Below are 17,953 nucleotides of genomic sequence, written 5' to 3'. Positions count from 1 at the left end.
AATTCACCCCCGAAGGTATTTTGAGCCAGATGAATAGGATCCCGGGCGTGACGGGACGGAGAACGACATGAGCGAATTGGTGAAGTTCTGGGCAGATGCGCTGCGTCAGCATTGGGGGCTGGACGCACGGTTGACGCGGCTGGATGGCGAATATGACCTGAACTTTCTGGTGCAGGCCACCAATGGACAGGATTATGTGCTGAAGGTTATGCGTGCGGGCTGCGAGGCGAATCTGGTAGACCTGCAGATACAGGCGCTGGCTCATATTGCGTCGGAAGCACCGGGTTTGCCTTTTCCCAAAGTGTTCCCCGATTTGAACGGCGACATGCTGCCCAAGATTGCGGATTCTGAGGCTCAGCCGAGGTTGGTATGGCTGCTGGAGTGTCTGCCAGGTCAGTGTTACGCAAAGGCGGCACCAAAATCCGAAGAACTGATCCTGAAACTGGGGCGCGTGTTGGGGGCAACTGACCGGGCCCTGGAAGGGTTCCAGCATGAGGGGTTGCATAGGGCCGGCTTCAAATGGGACCTGATGCAGGCGGATTGGATTGCGGTAAAGCTGGGCGCGATTTCAGATCCTTCGCGGCAAGCCTTGCTAAAGGAAATCCGCGGCGGGTTTGCAGCGATTTCCGGTACCCTTGCGGATCTGCCCAAGCAGGCCATTCACAATGATGCCAATGACTATAACATTCTGGTCGAAGGGGAGTTGAGCGAACGGCGGCGGATCTCGGGGCTGATTGATCTGGGTGACATGTGCGCGGCGCCGCGGGTTTGCGATCTGGCGATAGCCGGGGCCTATATCGTGTTGGACCACCCCAAGCCGGAACGGGCGCTGGCTGCATTGGTGAAAGGGTATCACGCGGCCAACCGGCTGAGCGAGGATGAGGTGGATCTGATCTGGCCGTTGTTGCGGATGCGGCTTGCGGTTTCGGTCGTCAACTCGACCCTGATGGCCGCCGAGAACCCGGATGATCCTTATGTGACAATCTCTCAGGCGCCTGCGTGGCGGTTTCTTGAGAATGCCTCGGTCAATGGTGGCCTCATGTCGGCGCGTTTGCGTGCGGCTTGTGGATTGCCGGTGGTCGATGGAGCTGAACGTATCCACGAATATTTGCAGGATCATCGCGGTCAGTTCGCCCAGATGTTCGATCAGGATCTGAGCGATGTTCCCATGGGCTCGCTGTCGGTTGAAAACTGTGTCTGGCCGCAGAATCCGTTCCACATGCCTCTGGCCGAGGCCGCACGAGTGGGCGAGGAATATGGGCAGGATCTGTGGCTGGGCTATTATTACGAACCCCGCTTGATCTATGCCGAACCGGGGTTCCGCAAGGGCCCCTGGAAGGCCTCGGACCGGCGGACAGTGCATTTGGCCGTGGATGTGTTTGCGCCTGCCGGGACGGTGCTGCACGCGCCCATGAGCGGGCGGGTTGAGGTGGTCGAGAACCGCGACAGCCACCTCGACTATGGCGGTGTGATCATCCTGCACCACGAAACGCCCGAAGGTGATCAGTTCTACACGCTTTACGGGCATCTGGATCCGGAATGCTGTGACCGGCTGAAACCCGGCGACCCGGTGGCACAAGGGGCAGCGTTTGCCCGGCTGGGCGATGCCAGCCAGAATGGCGGTTGGTCCCCGCATGTGCATTTCCAGTTGGCCATGACAACAGTTGGCATGGAAGCGGACTGGCCCGGTGTTGGCGATCCTGACGAGATGGAACTGTGGCACGCGGTCTGTCCGAACCCGGCGGCCTTGCTGAACCTGCCGGATGACAAGGTGTTTTACCAACCCACAGACAAACAAACGGTTTTGCAGGGGCGACGCAATCATTTTGGCGGCAACCTGTCACTGACCTATGACGATCCGGTCATGCTGGTGCGTGGTTGGAAGCATCACCTGTTCGACGAATGGGGCCGCCCCTATCTGGACGCCTACAATAACGTCCCCCATGTCGGCCATGCGCATCCGCGTATTCAGGCCGTGGCAGCTGACCAGTTGAAGCGGATGAATTCGAACACCCGCTACCTGCATCCAGCGCAGACCGCTTTTGCCGACAAGATCCTCTCAAAACTGCCGGATCATTTCGAGGTCTGCTTCTTCGTCAATTCCGGGACCGAGGCCAATGAACTGGCGCTGCGACTGGCCCGCGCCCATACCGGAGCAAAAGGGATCGTGACACCGGATCATGGCTATCACGGGAATACGAATGCGGCTGTGGCAATCTCGGCTTATAAGTTCAACAAACCGGGCAGCGTCGGGAAAGCCGATTGGGTTGAATTGGTTGAGGTTGCGGATGACTACCGTGGCACGTTCAAGCGCGACGATGCGGATCGGGCACAGAGATTTGCCGAACTTGTAGACCCGGCAATCACAGCCTTGAACGAGCGCGGGCAAGGCGTCGCCGGGTTCATTGCGGAGACCTTCCCCTCGGTCGGCGGACAGATCATTCCACCTAAGGGCTATCTGCCTGCGGTTTATGAAAAAATCCGCGCCGCAGGTGGTGTCTGCATCGCCGATGAGGTTCAGACAGGTCTTGGCCGTCTGGGCGAGTACTACTTTGGTTTTGAACACCAGGGCGCGCTGCCTGACATTGTTGTCATGGGTAAGCCGATCGGCAACGGGCACCCTCTGGGCGTGCTAGTAACGACCAAAGAAATCGCAGACAGCTTCAACAACGGGATTGAGTTCTTTTCCACCTTCGGCGGCTCGACCCTGTCCTGCAGGATCGGCAAAGAGGTGCTGGATATCGTTGACGACGAAGGTCTGCAGGAGAATGCCCGCCTGATGGGAGATCGTCTTATGACCGGGCTACGCCAAATCGAAAACGTCTTTGGCTGTGTTGGTGACGTGAGGGGTATGGGGCTGTTTCTGGGTGTGGAACTGATCAACCCTGATGGATCTGAAGGCACCGAGATTTGCAGCTATGTCAAAAACCGGATGCGTGACCACCGAATTCTGATCGGCAGCGAGGGACCAAAGGACAACATCCTGAAAATCCGCCCACCGCTGACCATTGAGGCCGAAGATGTGGACATGATCCTTTGGGCCTTGCGCGACGTGCTGTCGGAAGTGGGTGATTACACCCCTGCCCCGGTTTGCGATCACGATCATCATCATGCCGGATGTGGGTGCTGTTGAACTAAGTAACCCCGGCGCAATGCCGGGGTTAAGCCGTCCTGAACCGGGGATCAGTGGAGAACGGCCGAGGGGGTATGGTGACCCGTTGTCGGGATCCGGAACCCAGCCGTCATACGCCTGAGAGCCAGACCCAACTCTTCGGATAACGCGGCCAGTGCGGGCGCAAAATCCGGCCGCACAATTAATGACGCCATCATCATTGCGTCTTCACGCGCCCCTTCAGAGGCGGCTGAAATCATCTGAGCGAAACAGTTTTCGTCCGCGCCAAGACACCCACATCCCAACCCATGCTGGATTAAGGGGCGTCGACCGTAATTTGCGCAAAGTGAACACAGACGATCCAGTGTTAGCATCGCGGCCTGCCCGCTTTCTGCGCCCAAAGCGATCTGAAAGTCACTGGCGACATCGGCCCTTGCACCTTCACCTGCGCTCCACATGCGCAGATACATAACCGCCCCCGCCTCGACGAGGTCCAAGTCAGCAAGGCGACCGACCGTAGCGCCGCCGCGCGTGTTGCCAGCGCTCATTTCGTCAGGATCAGTTTGCCCGCGCGGGTAATGCGCAGGGTGTAAAGTTGGTCGCCCAATTCGATATGCGCCAGGTTGCCACCTTTGGTCAGGTCTTCGGCCTTGTGCGCCGGAAGCATCGAGACAGCGTAACCTTGGGTTGGGGTCGGGTTCTGTACGTTCATCGGGACATCTCCAGAGCGTGTCGGCATCGCGCCAATTCAGTTGCGTTTCATGTGATCTGGCTGACCTCGAATGGGCTGGCTTTCTGTTCCTGCGGTTAATCTGATTATTTTAGTAAGGATTGTCAAGTGTCGTTTTAACACAAGTGATTGCACCCGGAAAAAGGGCGGGTTACCTCTGTGGGCAGAGTGGAAAGGGCGGGTAAAACATGACCGCAACTGTTGTATTTGATCTGGATGGAACGCTGGTGGACAGCCTGGGTGATCTTGCTGCAGCGACAAACCGAATGCTGGATGACACCGGACGGGATCCCCTGTCATTCGAGATCATCAAAGGATTCGTTGGAAATGGCCTGCCCAAGCTGGTCGAACGCGTGATCCGCCACTGTGATCTGTCGATGGACCGTCACGCGGAATTGGCGCAATTGACCCTCAAGCACTACAATGCCGCCGCCAGTGAAACGACCGTTCCTTATCCCGGAGTTCCCGCCGCCTTGGAACGTTTGCAACAGATGGGCTGCGTTCTGGGCGTGTGCACCAACAAGCCCGAAGCCCCGGCGCGGCATGTGCTGGAGGCGTTGAACCTGTCGCAATTCTTCGACGTCGTGCTTGGCGGCGACAGTTTGCAGACTCGGAAACCAGACCCCCAACATCTGTTTGCAAGCTTCGACGCCCTTGACGGTACAGGTCCACGTATTTTTGTCGGAGACAGCGAAGTTGACGCTGAAACCGCTGTCAGGGCAAAAGTCCCTTTTCTTCTGTTCACGGAAGGGTATCGAAAGTCCCCCGTACAGGACATTCCGCATGATTTTGCTTATGAGACTGCCGCAGACCTACCCGCTCATGTGACAACACTGGCCACCAACTGAGCGCATTCGTTTTTCGAAAACGGTCGGCGTCTACAGGTCCTCAAAAGTTAAGAGGGGCCGGCCGAGGGGGTGTGACCAGCCCCTCATCGGGGAAAGTAATTACCGTGTGTTTGTGTGGTAAGTACGGTAGGTCATGTTTACCCTTGATAGGCGGCGCGCGAAATTGGGGGTTTCCCGTAGTTGTGAAAAATTCCCTGAAAACCTGTCAAAAACGGCTGTAAAGCCATCTTGATTTATCCCTCTTCCCTTGCATTCATCCCGACCCGGCGCTCTGGTGGTATGAAAGGTGGAAATGAAGAACAAATCGGGCGAAAGGTAACCCATGGAAAAACCGGGCAGAAATCGCAAACTGTCGGCTTTGCCAGTGCTGCAAGGTGTCTTGCCTTTGGACCGATCACGCCTTCCTGCCGAGATGCTTGCCGGGCTTACATTTGCCTGCCTCGCGATACCAGAAGTTATGGGTTACACCAAAATTGCGGGCACGCCGGTCGTGACCGGGCTGTATACGATCCTGATTCCCATGGCCCTGTTCGCCCTGTTCGGCTCATCACGGCACCTTGTGGTCGGGGCCGATTCGGCAACGGCGGCCATTACCGCCTCGGCTCTTGCAGGCATGGCGGTTACAGGCTCGTCCGAATACCTGGCTTTGGCGTCGCTTCTGGCATTGATGTCAGCGGTGTTTTTGATCGGCGCGCGGATCATCGGACTGGGATTCCTGGCCGATTTCCTGTCTCGTACCGTTCTTGTTGGTTTCCTGACCGGCGTAGGCATTCAGGTCGCCACGGGAGAGATCCCCGGTCTTTTGGGGATCGAGGCCACCGGGCACGGCACGCTTGCGCGACTGACCGATGTTTTCAACAATTTTGCTCAGGTCAGCTGGCCAACCGTGAGCGTATCGGCGGCCGTTCTTGGCATTGTTGTTGCCTGCACAATGTTGTCGCGAAAAGTACCAGGACCCTTGATCGCGATCGTGGGGGTGATCTTATGCAGTTGGGCCTTTTCCTTCGAAACGGTTGGCATTGCCCTTCTGGGAGTAGTGCCCGGCGGCTTGCCGTCGCTCTCGATCCCCGAGGTGGATTGGAGTTGGACCCTGTTCAAACAACTCCTGCCTACTGCACTGTCCATCTTCGTTGTCATTCTGGCCCAAAGCGCTGCGACCTCGCGCGCGTACGCGGCCCGATATGACGAGAGGTTCAGCGAGAACACAGACCTGATCGGGCTGGGGCTTGCTAATTTCGGGGCGGCGTTCACCGGCACATTTGTGGTCAACGGCAGCCCCACCAAAACCGAAATGGTCGCCAGCGCGGGTGGCCGCAGTCAGGTGGCGCAACTGACCACGGTTGCCATTGTCCTGTTGGTCATCCTGTTTCTGACCAAACCGCTTGCCTACCTGCCGAATGCCGCCCTGTCTGCCATCGTCTTCCTGATCGGGTTGAAACTGATCGATCTGCGTGGCTTGGCAACGATTTACAAACAAGCTCGATCCGAGTTCTGGGTGGCCATTGCAACCGCAGCTGTGGTTGTCGTGGTTGGCGTAGAACAGGGCATCATTTTTGCCATGGTCCTGTCGCTGGTCGATCACACCCGCAGAGGGTATCGCCCAAAGAATGCTGTGATTGTCAAAACCCAGTCCGGTGGCTGGCATTCAAAAGATTTGGCCCCGCCCAACCAGTTTGAGCCCGGCCTTGTGATCTATCGGTTTTCGCACGGCATGTATTACGCAAACACGCAGCGTTTTACCGATGAAGTCACCGCCATTGCTCAAAGTTCGGACGCCAAACCTGAATGGTTCTGCATTGATGCGTCAGCCATAGATGAGGTCGATTTCACCGCTGGATACGCCTTGCGCAACATGGCCGGGGTCCTGAGTGAAAACAACATCCGACTGGTATTTACGCTGGTCGAGCCGGACGTAAAAGCCGAGCTGGATCGCTGTGGCGTGACCGGCATTGTGGGCGAGGCCGCGTTTTTCGACAGCGGCACCAGCCTTCTCGAAGCCTTTCACAAGCGTCAAAAGGCGTAACGATGTACACTCATTGATAGTGTTTCGCCTTCGACATCTTTCCAATGCCGGGATTGAACGAATTGGTCGGGTCGCAGCATTTGTAATGCGCCGCCAGATCAGGCTTGGCCGGGTACAAATGGCCCACATTGTGCTCGGCCGGGTATTCCGCACCGCGTTCGTCGAATAGCTTAAGCATCGCGGCCTTCAACGCCTTTGGATCTGCACCCTTTTTGACAACGTAATCCTGATGCATGACGTGGCACATGAAATGGCCATAGTAGAGCTTGTGCACCAGCTGGCTCTCGATCTCGGGCGGAAGTTTTTCAAGCCAGTCCTGATCGTTGCGGCGCAGCGCGACGTCCAACGCGATAATGTCTTCTACCTCTGAGTTATGCAGAGCCATGTAACGCACGGCGGCTCCGGCTGCGGCGAAACGGTGCAAACCAGCGATCTTGGCCTCGCGGGCGTCGCATTCAAAAAACCCTGCGTCGCGGTCTTCCAAGAAATCTGGCAGCCACGCGGCAGCCTCTGCGACACCGTCATCTTTCATCTTGAGGATCAAGTGATGTTCGTACTTGTCGCGGAACGCGACCATCCGCTTGGGCAGAACACGTGGCCATAGCGCCACGGCCATTTGCATGAAACGGTCGGTGAAATTGCCCAGCAACGGGATGCGCCGAAGACGTGCATCGACCGCGCCTTTCATCGCGAAGAAGAACGGCAAGCGATCCGTACCCAGTTTGTCGATCATCACAACCGTGTCCTTGCCGTATTTGGCGGTGATGTCGAACACCTCACGCTGCATATATTCGGCCGAAACGGGCAATGACTTGAAACTGGACAGGATATGGCGGCGCAAAGCGGCCAGATCATCAGGGTTGTTTGTTCCGATATAGAACACTTTTTCCGCGTCATTTTTCCGGAAGGTATCAAGACGTACGGCAAAGACCGCTAGTTTCCCGGCAGAGCCAGCGGATTCGAACAGTTTAGCCTTGTCTGCGTTGAATCGCGCAGGCGTTTCTGCGTCCACATCCCGCACAATCTGCGCGTAGTCACTGGCTGATGCCCGTTTGTTCGTGGCGCCCGGGTTGCGGTCGAAAGTGCCGGCGTCGAGGCTTGCCAGGATTTCCTCGGGCGTGTCGCCCAGATCAATGCCCAGATGGTTGACCAGTTCAAGCTCGCCTTGCTCAGAAATCCGGGCATAGACAGACAGTTCTGTGTAAACGGGGCCCCGCTCTACTAAAGACCCGCCCGAATTGTTGCAGACCCCGCCCACAATCGATGCACCGATACAGGACGAACCGATCACCGAATGCGGTTCACGCCCCAGAGGAGCCAGCAGTTTTTCCAGCGCAAACAAGGTGGCACCCGGAAAGCTGACGATCTGTTCGCCGTCGTTCAGAGGGACCAGTGTGTCCATCCGGCGCGTGTTGATCAACACGACATCGCGGTCATAGCTGCCTGACGGAGTCGACCCTTCGGTCAAGCCGGTATTGGCCGCCTGCATGATGACGATCTTGTCCGAGGCAACGCAGGCTTGCAGGATTTTCCACTGTTCCACCAGAGTACCGGGCTGAATGACACACAGCGCCTCCCCCTCGCCCGAGCGGAAGCCACGCCGAAACCGTTCGGTCGCGCGTTCGCCGGTCAGGACGTGGCGCGAACCGACGATGGAACGGAAGTGTTGGATCAACTCGTCATTGGTCATGTCGGCCCCCATTTTGGGTTCAGGCGTTGCGGAAACGGATATTCTCACGGCTCAGTTGGTCGACGCTGGTGACACCCATCAGTTTCATATCGCGCTCAATCTCGGCCCGCATCAGGCCAAGCGCGCGCTCGACACCCACCTGCCCTGCGGCAGCTAGCGGGTACAGGTAGTGACGACCAACACCCACGGCTTTGGCCCCAATCGACAGCGCCTTCAGCACATGGGTGCCGCGTTGGATGCCGCTGTCCATCATCACATCCAGCTTGTCGCCGACGGCATCGACGATCTCGGCCAGTTGATCAAAGGGCGTGCGTGAGCCGTCCAACTGGCGACCACCGTGGTTCGACAGGATGATGCCGGTGCATCCGATCTCAGCCGCGCGTTTAGCATCTTCGACGGTCATGATGCCCTTGAGGCAGAACTGTCCGTCCCAGTCGCGCACCATCTGTGCCACGTCTTCCCAGTTCATCGACGGATCGAGCATGTCGGTAAAGTAGCCGCCGATCGAGCTGGCGCCGCCACCCATATCCACGTGTTCTTCCAGTTGCGGCAGGCGGAATTTCTCGTGTGTGACGTAGTTGATCCCCCACATCGGCTTGATCGCAAACTGGATCATCCCGCCCAGCGTCAGGCGGAACGGGATCGAGAACCCGGTGCGCAAGTCGCGCTCACGATTGCCGCCGGTGATGCTGTCGACGGTCAGCATCATGACCTCGACACCTGCCTCTTTGGCGCGCTGCATCATGGCGGCGTTCAGGCCGCGATCCTTGTGAAAGTAGAACTGATAGACCTGCGGGTTCTTGTGTTTCTTACGCAGCTCCTCCAACGAGACAGTGCCCAATGACGACACACCAAACATTGTCCCGTATTTCTCAGCCGCCGCCGCAACTGCGCGTTCCCCCTGATGGTGGAACAAGCGCTGCAAAGCGGTGGGCGAGCAATAGACGGGCATGTCCAGCTTTTGCCCCATGACCGTGACCGACATATCCACGTCCGACACCCCACGCAGGACCGAGGGCAACAGATCGCACCGGTCGAACGCGTTGGTGTTTTCCCGATACGTCACCTCATCATCCGCGCCACCGTCGATATAGTTGAAGATGGGCCCCGGCAGCCGCTGTTTGGCCAGCCGCCGGAAGTCGTGGAAGTTATGACATTGGCTCAGACGCATCGGGGCAGCTCCTTAATAGGCGACCGAGGGCAGCCAGGTGGCGAGGGTCGGCCAGAGGAACACTAGCGCCAAACCGGTCAGCTGCAACAACACGAAGGGGATGATGCCTTTGTAGATGTGGGTCAGCTTGATCTCGGGCGGGCAGACGCCTTTCAGGTAGAACAGGGCGAAGCCAACCGGCGGGGTCAGGAAGCTGGTTTGCAGCGTCACAGCGACCAGGATCACGAACCACACCAGCGCCGGTTCATCCAGTACGCCGAAGCCGGGGATGTCGATGCCCAATCCGTTCACGATGGGGCGCATCAGGGGCAGCACGATCAGCGTGATCTCGATCCAGTCCAGAACGAAGCCCAGCAGGAAGACGATGAACAGGATGAAGAGGACGGTGCCGTTGGCTCCGAAGCCGGTGGACTGCACCACATGCTCGATCAACTCGTCCCCGCCCAGTTCGCGCAGGACGTAGGAGAACACGGTCGCGCCAAGGAAGATCGCGAAGATGTACGCAGTGGTGTTGAAAGTCGACACCAGCACGTTCCACAGCTTGGCGATAGTCAGCTTGCGATAGCCCAGCGCCAGCAGTGTCGCACCCAGCGCACCGATGCCCGAGGCTTCGGTCGGTGTGGTCAGACCGGCAAAGATCGAGCCCAGCACGGCGAGGATCAGCATCAGCGTCGGTATGACGGCGATCAGAACGTCCTTGACGGCAGCCCAGTCGGGGGCTTTTGCGCCCTCGGGCACGGGGGCTGCGTCACGTTTGATCAACGCAAGCAGGAAGATATAGGTCAGGTACAGGCCACCGATGATGACACCAGGGAAAACGGCTGCCATGAACAGATCCCCGACAGACAGGGCCATCTGGTCGGCCATGATCACCAGCATAATCGAGGGCGGGATCAGGATACCCAGCGTACCGGATGCAGAAACCACACCAGCCGCCAGAGTGGGCTGATATTTTTGCTGCATCATGGACGGCAACGACAGCACGCCCAGCAGCACGACCGAGGCTCCAATGATGCCGGTCGAGGCCGCCAGAATGATCCCGATCAGGGTCACGGTGATTGCAAGACCTCCGCGCACGGTTCCGAACAGGCGCTGCATCGATGACATCAGACGCTCGGCCACACCGGATTCGTCCAGCATCAGGCCCATGAAGATGAACATCGGCAGGGCGACCAGAACTGCGTTCGACATGGTGGCATAAACGCGGTTCACTACAGCACCCAGGGTCAAGTAATCGAGCCCGGTGAAGGTGCTCTCAAGACCCGTCCACAGCATCAGATCATTGTCGAACAGGTATGCAAGACCGCAATAGGCCACACCGACACCGGCCAGTACCCATGCTACAGGATACCCGGTGAAGAGCAGCGCGATGAAGGTCAGGAACATCGCGATGACCAGCTTTTCCTCGGTCGTTTCGACAAGGAAGGTCAAGCCCACGCAGACGGCGGCAAAAACGGCCAGTACCAGAAGGATACGACGCAGCGGTGCGCCTTCCCGTTCTGAGGCCGGCCCATAGAGCAGCGCGTGCCCGTCGTGGATCAGCCGCGCCACTGCTGCCAAAGCCAACAGAATGAAGCTGATCGGGATGACCGCCTTGAACGCCCAGCGCGCAGGCAGGCCAGTGGGGCTGTCCGAGCGTTCGTTGACACGGAAGCTTTCGTAGAAATAGTCATATCCCTGATCGACCATCAAATAGATGAACGGGGTCAGCAGGGTCAGGATGCCGATCACTTCGATGATCCGCTGCGCCCGGCGGGACAGCTGCATGTGCAGGACGTCAACGCGGACATGGCTGTCGGTGATCAAGGCATAAGAAATACCGATCATCGTGACGATGCCGTAGAAGTGCCACTGGATCTCGTCCAGCTTGGGATAGTTCTGACTGAGCAGGTAACGCAGCGAGACCTGAGCGAAAATTGCGCCCATCAGCAGCACGTTCGCCCACATGACCACATGTCCTACCGCTTTGACGCTGGTGTCGATGGCGACGGCAATCTTCTGACGGTCGGTTTCGGGATGTTCCAGGATGCCTTCATAGGCTTCGACCGGATCATTGGTGTACTTTTCGTTGGTCATGGTCATACCTCGCTCAGCACCCCGGCGCGCGGGACGGTGAAGGGTTAGAATTTCCAATTTCGGGAGAGTTCGGAGCGGCGGGTTCCGCCGCTCCGGTAACGTCAGTTAGGGAGAGTTTACTGACGTGGGAGGAACGCGTTGGTTTTCCACAGGTTGTAGCCGTCGCGGAATTCGTTCATGTCCGCCAGAACCTGTGCGAAGAATGCATCGTTTGCGGCTTCTTCAGCAGCAACCTCGTCCCAGGTGGCGCGGAAGGTATCCAACATCTCGGGCGACCACTGCTTGATGGTGACACCGTTGTTTTCAACGTTATCGATCAGCGCGGCATGCTGGATCGCTTCACCTTCGGCAAAGCTGTCTGCCATCGACGCCTTACAGGCGCTTTCGATGATCGCCTTGTGCTGGTCGCTGGTTTCATTCCAGACGTCTTTGTTGATCAGCAATTCGAATACAGTCGCCTGCTGGTGCCAGCCGGGGAAATAGTTGAACTTGACCAGTTTATGGAAGCCCAGGCGCGCATCAATGGCAGGCATCGAGAATTCAGTCGCGTCAATCGCGCCTTTTTCCAGCGCGGGGAAGATCTCACCACCCGGCAGCAGCGAGGTTGCAACACCCAGCTTCTGCATGACTTTGCCGCCCAAACCAAAGAAACGCATCTTCAGACCGTTCAGGTCTTCGGGCGAATTGATCTCGGTCGCAAACCACCCCGAGGTTTCGGGTGCGATGATCGCGCAGGGCAGAACGTGAACGTTGTAACCGGCCTGATCATACATTTCCTGATACAGGGTCATGCCGTTGCCATAATAGAGCCACGCCATGTATTCACCCGCTTCCGGGCCAAAAGGCACAGCCGAAAACAGCGGCGCAGCCGGGATTTTACCGGCCCAATATCCTGCTGTGGTGTAGCCCGAGTTGATCTTGCCAGTGGATACAGCGTCCAGAATTTCGAACGGCGGAACCAGCTTGCCCGGCTCGTACACTTTCATCTTCAGCGTGCCGCCCGACATCACGTCAAGCTGTTCGGCAACACGTGGGATCGGCGAGCCCAGGCCCGGCAATTCTGTCGAGAACGCAATCGGCGTTTTCAACAGCAGTTTGTCTGCGGCAACCGCAGGTGCGGCGATAATGCTGGCCGCCACGGCCAAGCTCGTCAGGGTCTTCTTCATGAGATCTCCTCCAGGGTTGGTCGGGGTTTCGGCCCGATCATTGGCGCAGGCTCTTCCAGCGCCGCTCCGGTGGTAAACTAACTTTACCATGGCAATCCAGTCAACAATTTTGTTTACCACTGGATTTGTGTTTGCTTTCATCGGCAGCATGCCAACGCGGTTCTCCAGCGAATTATGTTTTTGAATTTGACACCTAGTTTTGGAAGTTTTTCCAATTAATTCGTAGCATTATGCCTAAAAAACCAGCAAATCGTGTTTGCTTGAAAATTTTCGATATATGGTTATATTTATTTACCAGTAATATGATCTTCGCATTTCATATGAGGCAAAACCCATGAACACCAAGGCGATTTTTGAACCGGTCGGACACGAATCGCTGGCAGATGCGGTTGTCTCACAAATCGAAGATCTGATCGCGTCGGGCATTCTTAAACAGGGGCGCAAGCTTCCTTCTGAACGTGATCTGGCAGAGATGCTGCGCGTGTCGCGCCCGAAACTGCGCGAGGCTCTGGCCGTGCTGGAAGAACGTGGTTTGGTGACCACTCAGCACGGCGAAGGTACGTTTGTCGCCGCCCTGACCGGGCAGGCGATGCTGCCGGCTTTGCTCTCACTTTACGAACGACACGAACCCGCCTTTTTTGACTACCTGGAGTATCGCCGAGAGCAGGAAGGGTTTGCTGCCAGGCTGGCCGCCCGACGCGCGACCAAGGCGGACAAGGAACGAATTGCCGAGATTCTGGCCGAAAACCAACGCGCGTGGGAAGAAAATGATGCCGTGGCTTCGCGCGAGGCAGATTTCGCGCTGCACTCCGCCATTGTTGATGCCAGCCAGAATGCAACCCTTATTCACATGATGGCGTCCATCTATGAATTGACCAAGCAAGGCGTCTTCTACAACCGCAGCTTTTTGAAGTCGATTGACGGGTCTGGCAAGAAATTGTTGGAGCAGCATCTGGAATTGGGTCAGGCCGTGATCGACAGCGACGAGGAGCGTGCGGAACAGGCTGCGTTTGCACATATCGATTTCGTTGAAGATTCCTTCAAACTGGGAATCGAACAGCAACGCCGCGAAGCCATGGCTGAAAAGCGCCGGATACTGTCCCGCTGATCACCAGCGGGTGGTCAGCCCGTCACGTCCAATGCGCCCAACATGCCGGTTTCCTTAACCGCCTCCATCGCAACAAAGGTGGATGTGCTCGCTACGTGTGGCAGAGACGAAATCTTTTCTGCCAGCACCGCGCGGTATTCTGACATGGATCCGGTTCGAACCTTCAATAGGTAGTCGAAGTTCGATGCAATCATATGGGCTTGCTCGACCTCGGCGATCTTGCGGACGGCAGCATTGAACTCTGCCAGTGCCTTTTCTCGCGTGTCAGTCATACGCACCTCGACAAATGCCACGTGATCCAGGCCCAATCTGATTGGGTCAAGCATTGCACGATACCCTTTTATCACGCCGCTTGCCTCAAGCCTCTTTAGCCGCGCCTGTGTCGGGGATTTCGACAAACCGATCTCGCGCGCAAGATCGGCAACCGAAACACGGCCATCCTCAGCCAGTATTTTCAGAATCGACCGGTCGAAGCGGTCCAGATCTGGAAAGTTCATTTGCACTGTCTTTCACGGTAAATTCGGAACACTCGCCTCTTTTTATGCTAAACTCGGTCCGTTGTCCCGTTTCTTCCGACATATATTATCACGAAAGACCGGAGGACCCATGTCACACAGCCTGCGCACACTCATTGACACCCCAACCTATGCCGATCAGTCGGCTGCCCTTGATACCCTGATCACTCAGGCCAATTTGACGGATACAGATCGCGACGCCATCTGTGCCGCCGCGGCGCAGCTTGTGCGTGACATCCGGTCCAGCACTTCACCCGGGTTGATGGAGGTGTTTCTGGCCGAATATGGCCTTTCCACCGACGAAGGCATCGCCCTGATGTGTCTGGCCGAAGCACTGCTGCGCGTGCCCGATGCCGACACGATCGATGCGTTGATCGAAGACAAGATCGCGCCATCCGATTGGGGCAAACATCTGGGGCAATCCTCATCATCGCTGGTGAACGCATCGACCTGGGCGCTGATGCTGACCGGCAAGGTGCTGGACGAAGGCCAGGCCTCTCCGGTCGGTGCGCTGCGCGGCGCAATCAAGCGCCTGGGCGAGCCCGTGATCCGCACCGCCGTGGCGCGTGCGATGAAAGAAATGGGGCGGCAGTTCGTTTTGGGTGAAACCATTCAGTCCGCCATGAAACGTGCGCGGGGGATGGAGGATAAGGGCTATACCTATTCCTATGACATGCTGGGCGAAGCCGCACGCACCGAGGCGGACGCCGCGCGCTATCACCTGTCATACTCGCGCGCCATTTCGGCCATTGCCGAGGCCTGCATCCATTACGACATCCGCGCCAATCCCGGCATCTCGGTCAAGCTGTCCGCCCTGCATCCTCGCTATGAGCTGGCGCAGGAGCAGCGTGTCATGGACGAGTTGGTCCCGCGCCTGCGGGCTCTGGCATTGCTGGCCAAAGCCGCTGGCATGGGTCTGAACGTCGATGCCGAAGAGGCAGACCGCCTTTCGCTATCGCTTCAAGTCATAGAGGCAGTCATGTCTGATCCGGCCCTCGCCGGGTGGCACGGGTTCGGTATCGTGGTGCAAGCTTACGGGCCGCGCGCCGGGCTGGTTCTGGATACACTGTATGACATGGCCGAACGTCACGACCGCAAGCTGATGGTGCGACTGGTCAAAGGCGCCTATTGGGACACAGAAATCAAACGTGCGCAGGTCGAAGGGGTGGGTGGGTTTCCAGTGTTCACCCACAAGGCGGCAACCGATGTTTCCTACATCGCCAATGCCCGCAAACTGCTGAACATGACCGACCGGATCTACCCGCAATTTGCCACCCATAACGCCCATACGGTCAGCGCCATCCTGCATATGGCTGACGACCAACCTTATGAGTTCCAGCGCCTGCATGGCATGGGCGAGACTCTGCATCAGATCGTGATGGGCAAACAGAACACCCGGTGCCGCATCTATGCGCCGGTCGGGGCGCATCGCGACTTGCTGGCGTATCTGGTGCGACGCCTTCTGGAAAACGGGGCGAACTCGTCCTTCGTGAACCAGATTGTCGATGAAAACGTGCCGCCGGAAGAGGTCGCCGCAGATCCGTTTGTCACCGTACAGACGCCGCCGCCCGCCCTACCGACAGGACCCGAGCTGTTTCAACCAGAACGCCCCAATTCCAAAGGGTTTGATCTGCACCACACGCCCACTCTGGATCGGATCGAAGCAGCGCGGGATGGGTTCCGGGCGCATCATTGGTTTGCTCAACCCCTGTTGGCTGACAAGGCCAAGCCAGAGGCCGAAGAACCTGTTACCAACCCGGCCAATCCGCAGGACCGGCCCGGTTCCGTTGCGCCAGCCAGTGCGGCGGATGCAGAGCTGGCCCTGGCCTCGGCCAACCCCTGGGACGCACCGGCTGCTGAGCGTTCGCGCGTTCTGAACGCTGCTGCCGATCTTTATGAAGCGAACTATGGCGAGCTTTTCGCCCTTCTTGCTCGCGAAGCCGGGAAATCCCTGCCTGACGCGGTGGCGGAACTTCGCGAGGCGGTGGACTTCCTGCGGTATTACGCAGCCAATATTCCTGCGGCCAAGTCTGCCGGAATTTTTACCTGCATCAGCCCCTGGAACTTCCCTCTGGCCATTTTCTCAGGGCAGATCGCAGCGGCGCTGGCCACCGGAAACGCTGTGTTGGCCAAACCTGCGCCTCAGACGCCTTTGGTTGCGCATCGCGCCATTCAATTGATGCACGAGGCAGGCGTGCCTCGCGATGCGTTGCAATTGCTGCTAGGCGGGCCTGCTGTGGGCGCGGCGCTAACGTCGGATGAACGCGTTTCGGGCGTGGCCTTTACCGGGTCTACAGCCACCGCGCTCAAGATCAGGGCCGCGATGGCCGGGAACATGCGCCCCGGTACACCGCTGATCGCGGAAACCGGCGGTCTGAACGCCATGATCGTCGACAGCACCGCCCTGCCCGAACAAGCCGTGCAATCGATCGTCGAAAGCGCCTTTCAATCGGCGGGCCAGCGTTGTTCAGCCCTGCGGTGTCTGTATCTGCAGGAAGACATCGCCGACGACGTTTTGACCATGCTCAAAGGCGCAATGGACGCCCTGAGCATTGGAGATCCCTGGCTCATCTCAACCGATTGCGGCCCGGTCATCGACGAACAAGCCCGGCAAGGCATAGCTGATCACGTGACCAAGGCGCGCGGCGAAGGGCGGGTTCTGAAAGAGCTTCCGCTGCCGCCCGAAGGCACTTTTGTTGCCCCAACACTGATCGAGGTTTCTGGCATTGCCGCGCTGGAACGCGAGATTTTTGGCCCCGTACTGCACGTGGCCCGGTTCAAGTCGCAGGACATTGACAAGGTCATCGCCGATATAAACGCCACTGGATATGGCCTGACCTTTGGCCTACATACGCGCATCGACGACCGGGTCCAGCATGTGACCGAGGCGATCCATGCCGGCAACATTTATGTGAACCGCAACCAGATTGGGGCCATCGTCGGTTCGCAACCCTTTGGCGGCGAAGGCTTGTCGGGCACCGGCCCCAAGGCGGGCGGGCCGAACTACATGGCCCGCTTCTGCGCGCCGGATCGTCAAAATACGGCGGATACTTGGAGCACCGTGGCCGACCTGCCAGCCCCTCAAGGGCAACCAGCGGCAGTCAAAACCCAATCCTTGCCCGGTCCGACCGGAGAATCGAACCGCCTGAGTGAATACCCTCGCCAGCCATTGCTGTGTATGGGGCCCGGAGAGACAGCCGCAGCTTTGCAGGCTGAGGCTGTTCAGGCGCTGGGTGGCACGGCCATTCAGGCGACCGGGATGCTGGACCTGCACAGGTTGGAAAACCTGTCTGGCATCTCAGGCGTGTTGTGGTGGGGGGATGATGAGACCGCCCGGCAGATCGAGCAGCATCTGGCGCGCCGCGACGGCCCGATTCTGCCCCTGATCCCCGGCAAGCCTGACCGTGCGCGGGTTCTGGGTGAGCGTCATGTCTGCGTCGACACGACAGCAGCGGGCGGAAACGCTGCGTTGTTGGGAGGTGCGGCATAAGCTTGCCTTGACGCTGGGCGCGCA

At 58.1% G+C, this 17,953-nt stretch carries 12 protein-coding genes; 5 read left to right on the top strand and 7 right to left on the bottom strand.

Translation table 11 applies throughout. The features are described 5' to 3' along the window. Positions 1–67 precede the first annotated feature (67 nt). The gene (locus ACR0EV_RS00335; protein ID WP_480798283.1) at positions 68–3,133 is read left to right on the top strand and encodes an aminotransferase class III-fold pyridoxal phosphate-dependent enzyme; all 3,066 of its coding nucleotides are present in this window, start codon (positions 68–70) and stop codon (positions 3,131–3,133) included. A gap of 50 nt (positions 3,134–3,183) precedes the next feature. Here ACR0EV_RS00335 and ACR0EV_RS00330 read toward each other — a convergent pair whose 3' ends face one another. Beyond that, positions 3,184–3,660, bottom strand: a complete 477-nt coding sequence (locus ACR0EV_RS00330) for a hypothetical protein (protein WP_480798282.1) — start codon at positions 3,658–3,660, stop codon at positions 3,184–3,186. After that, positions 3,657–3,824, bottom strand: coding sequence for a hemin uptake protein HemP (hemP, locus tag ACR0EV_RS00325; RefSeq protein ID WP_083445319.1), 168 nt, complete (start codon positions 3,822–3,824; stop codon positions 3,657–3,659). The genes ACR0EV_RS00330 and hemP overlap by 4 nt, the downstream gene beginning before the upstream one ends. Before the next feature lie 206 nt (positions 3,825–4,030). Between hemP and gph the strand changes: the two genes are divergently transcribed. Both gph and ACR0EV_RS00315 read left to right on the top strand, forming a co-directional pair. Then, on the top strand, positions 4,031–4,690 hold the full coding sequence (gph, locus tag ACR0EV_RS00320) for a phosphoglycolate phosphatase (protein ID WP_480798281.1): 660 nt from the start codon (positions 4,031–4,033) through the stop codon (positions 4,688–4,690). A gap of 322 nt (positions 4,691–5,012) precedes the next feature. Then, positions 5,013–6,713, top strand: a complete 1,701-nt coding sequence (locus ACR0EV_RS00315; RefSeq protein ID WP_480798280.1) for a SulP family inorganic anion transporter — start codon at positions 5,013–5,015, stop codon at positions 6,711–6,713. 10 nt (positions 6,714–6,723) lie between these two features. Here ACR0EV_RS00315 and dld read toward each other — a convergent pair whose 3' ends face one another. The 4 genes from dld to ACR0EV_RS00295 all read right to left on the bottom strand — a co-directional run bounded on the left by dld (position 6,724) and on the right by ACR0EV_RS00295 (position 12,816). Then, a complete protein-coding gene (gene dld, locus ACR0EV_RS00310) occupies positions 6,724–8,403 on the bottom strand; it encodes a D-lactate dehydrogenase (RefSeq protein WP_480798279.1) in 1,680 nt (559 codons plus the stop codon). 19 nt (positions 8,404–8,422) lie between these two features. After that, positions 8,423–9,574 carry an alpha-hydroxy acid oxidase gene (locus tag ACR0EV_RS00305; protein ID WP_480798278.1) on the bottom strand — a complete coding sequence of 384 codons (1,152 nt, stop codon included), beginning with the start codon at positions 9,572–9,574 and terminating at the stop codon, positions 8,423–8,425. 12 nt (positions 9,575–9,586) lie between these two features. After that, entirely contained in the window at positions 9,587–11,656 is a 2,070-nt protein-coding gene (locus ACR0EV_RS00300) for a TRAP transporter large permease subunit (protein ID WP_480798277.1), read from the bottom strand. 110 nt (positions 11,657–11,766) lie between these two features. Then, on the bottom strand, positions 11,767–12,816 hold the full coding sequence (locus tag ACR0EV_RS00295; protein WP_171669514.1) for a TRAP transporter substrate-binding protein: 1,050 nt from the start codon (positions 12,814–12,816) through the stop codon (positions 11,767–11,769). Positions 12,817–13,150: 334 nt separating this feature from the next. Between ACR0EV_RS00295 and ACR0EV_RS00290 the strand changes: the two genes are divergently transcribed. Continuing rightward, the gene (locus ACR0EV_RS00290; RefSeq protein ID WP_480798276.1) at positions 13,151–13,924 is read left to right on the top strand and encodes a FadR/GntR family transcriptional regulator; all 774 of its coding nucleotides are present in this window, start codon (positions 13,151–13,153) and stop codon (positions 13,922–13,924) included. A 14-nt stretch (positions 13,925–13,938) separates the two neighbouring features. Here ACR0EV_RS00290 and ACR0EV_RS00285 read toward each other — a convergent pair whose 3' ends face one another. Then, complete coding sequence (locus tag ACR0EV_RS00285; RefSeq protein ID WP_480798275.1) at positions 13,939–14,421, bottom strand: Lrp/AsnC family transcriptional regulator; 483 nt, start codon at positions 14,419–14,421, stop codon at positions 13,939–13,941. Positions 14,422–14,530: 109 nt separating this feature from the next. On the opposite strand from ACR0EV_RS00285, the gene putA reads away from it, so the two are divergent. Next, positions 14,531–17,929, top strand: coding sequence for a bifunctional proline dehydrogenase/L-glutamate gamma-semialdehyde dehydrogenase PutA (gene putA, locus ACR0EV_RS00280; protein WP_480798274.1), 3,399 nt, complete (start codon positions 14,531–14,533; stop codon positions 17,927–17,929). Positions 17,930–17,953: the final 24 nt, after the last annotated feature.

Source organism: Ruegeria sp. CF8, from assembly GCF_056537285.1.
Note: the sequence above shows the minus strand (reverse complement) of the source record. Positions and strands in the feature narration are given on the sequence as shown.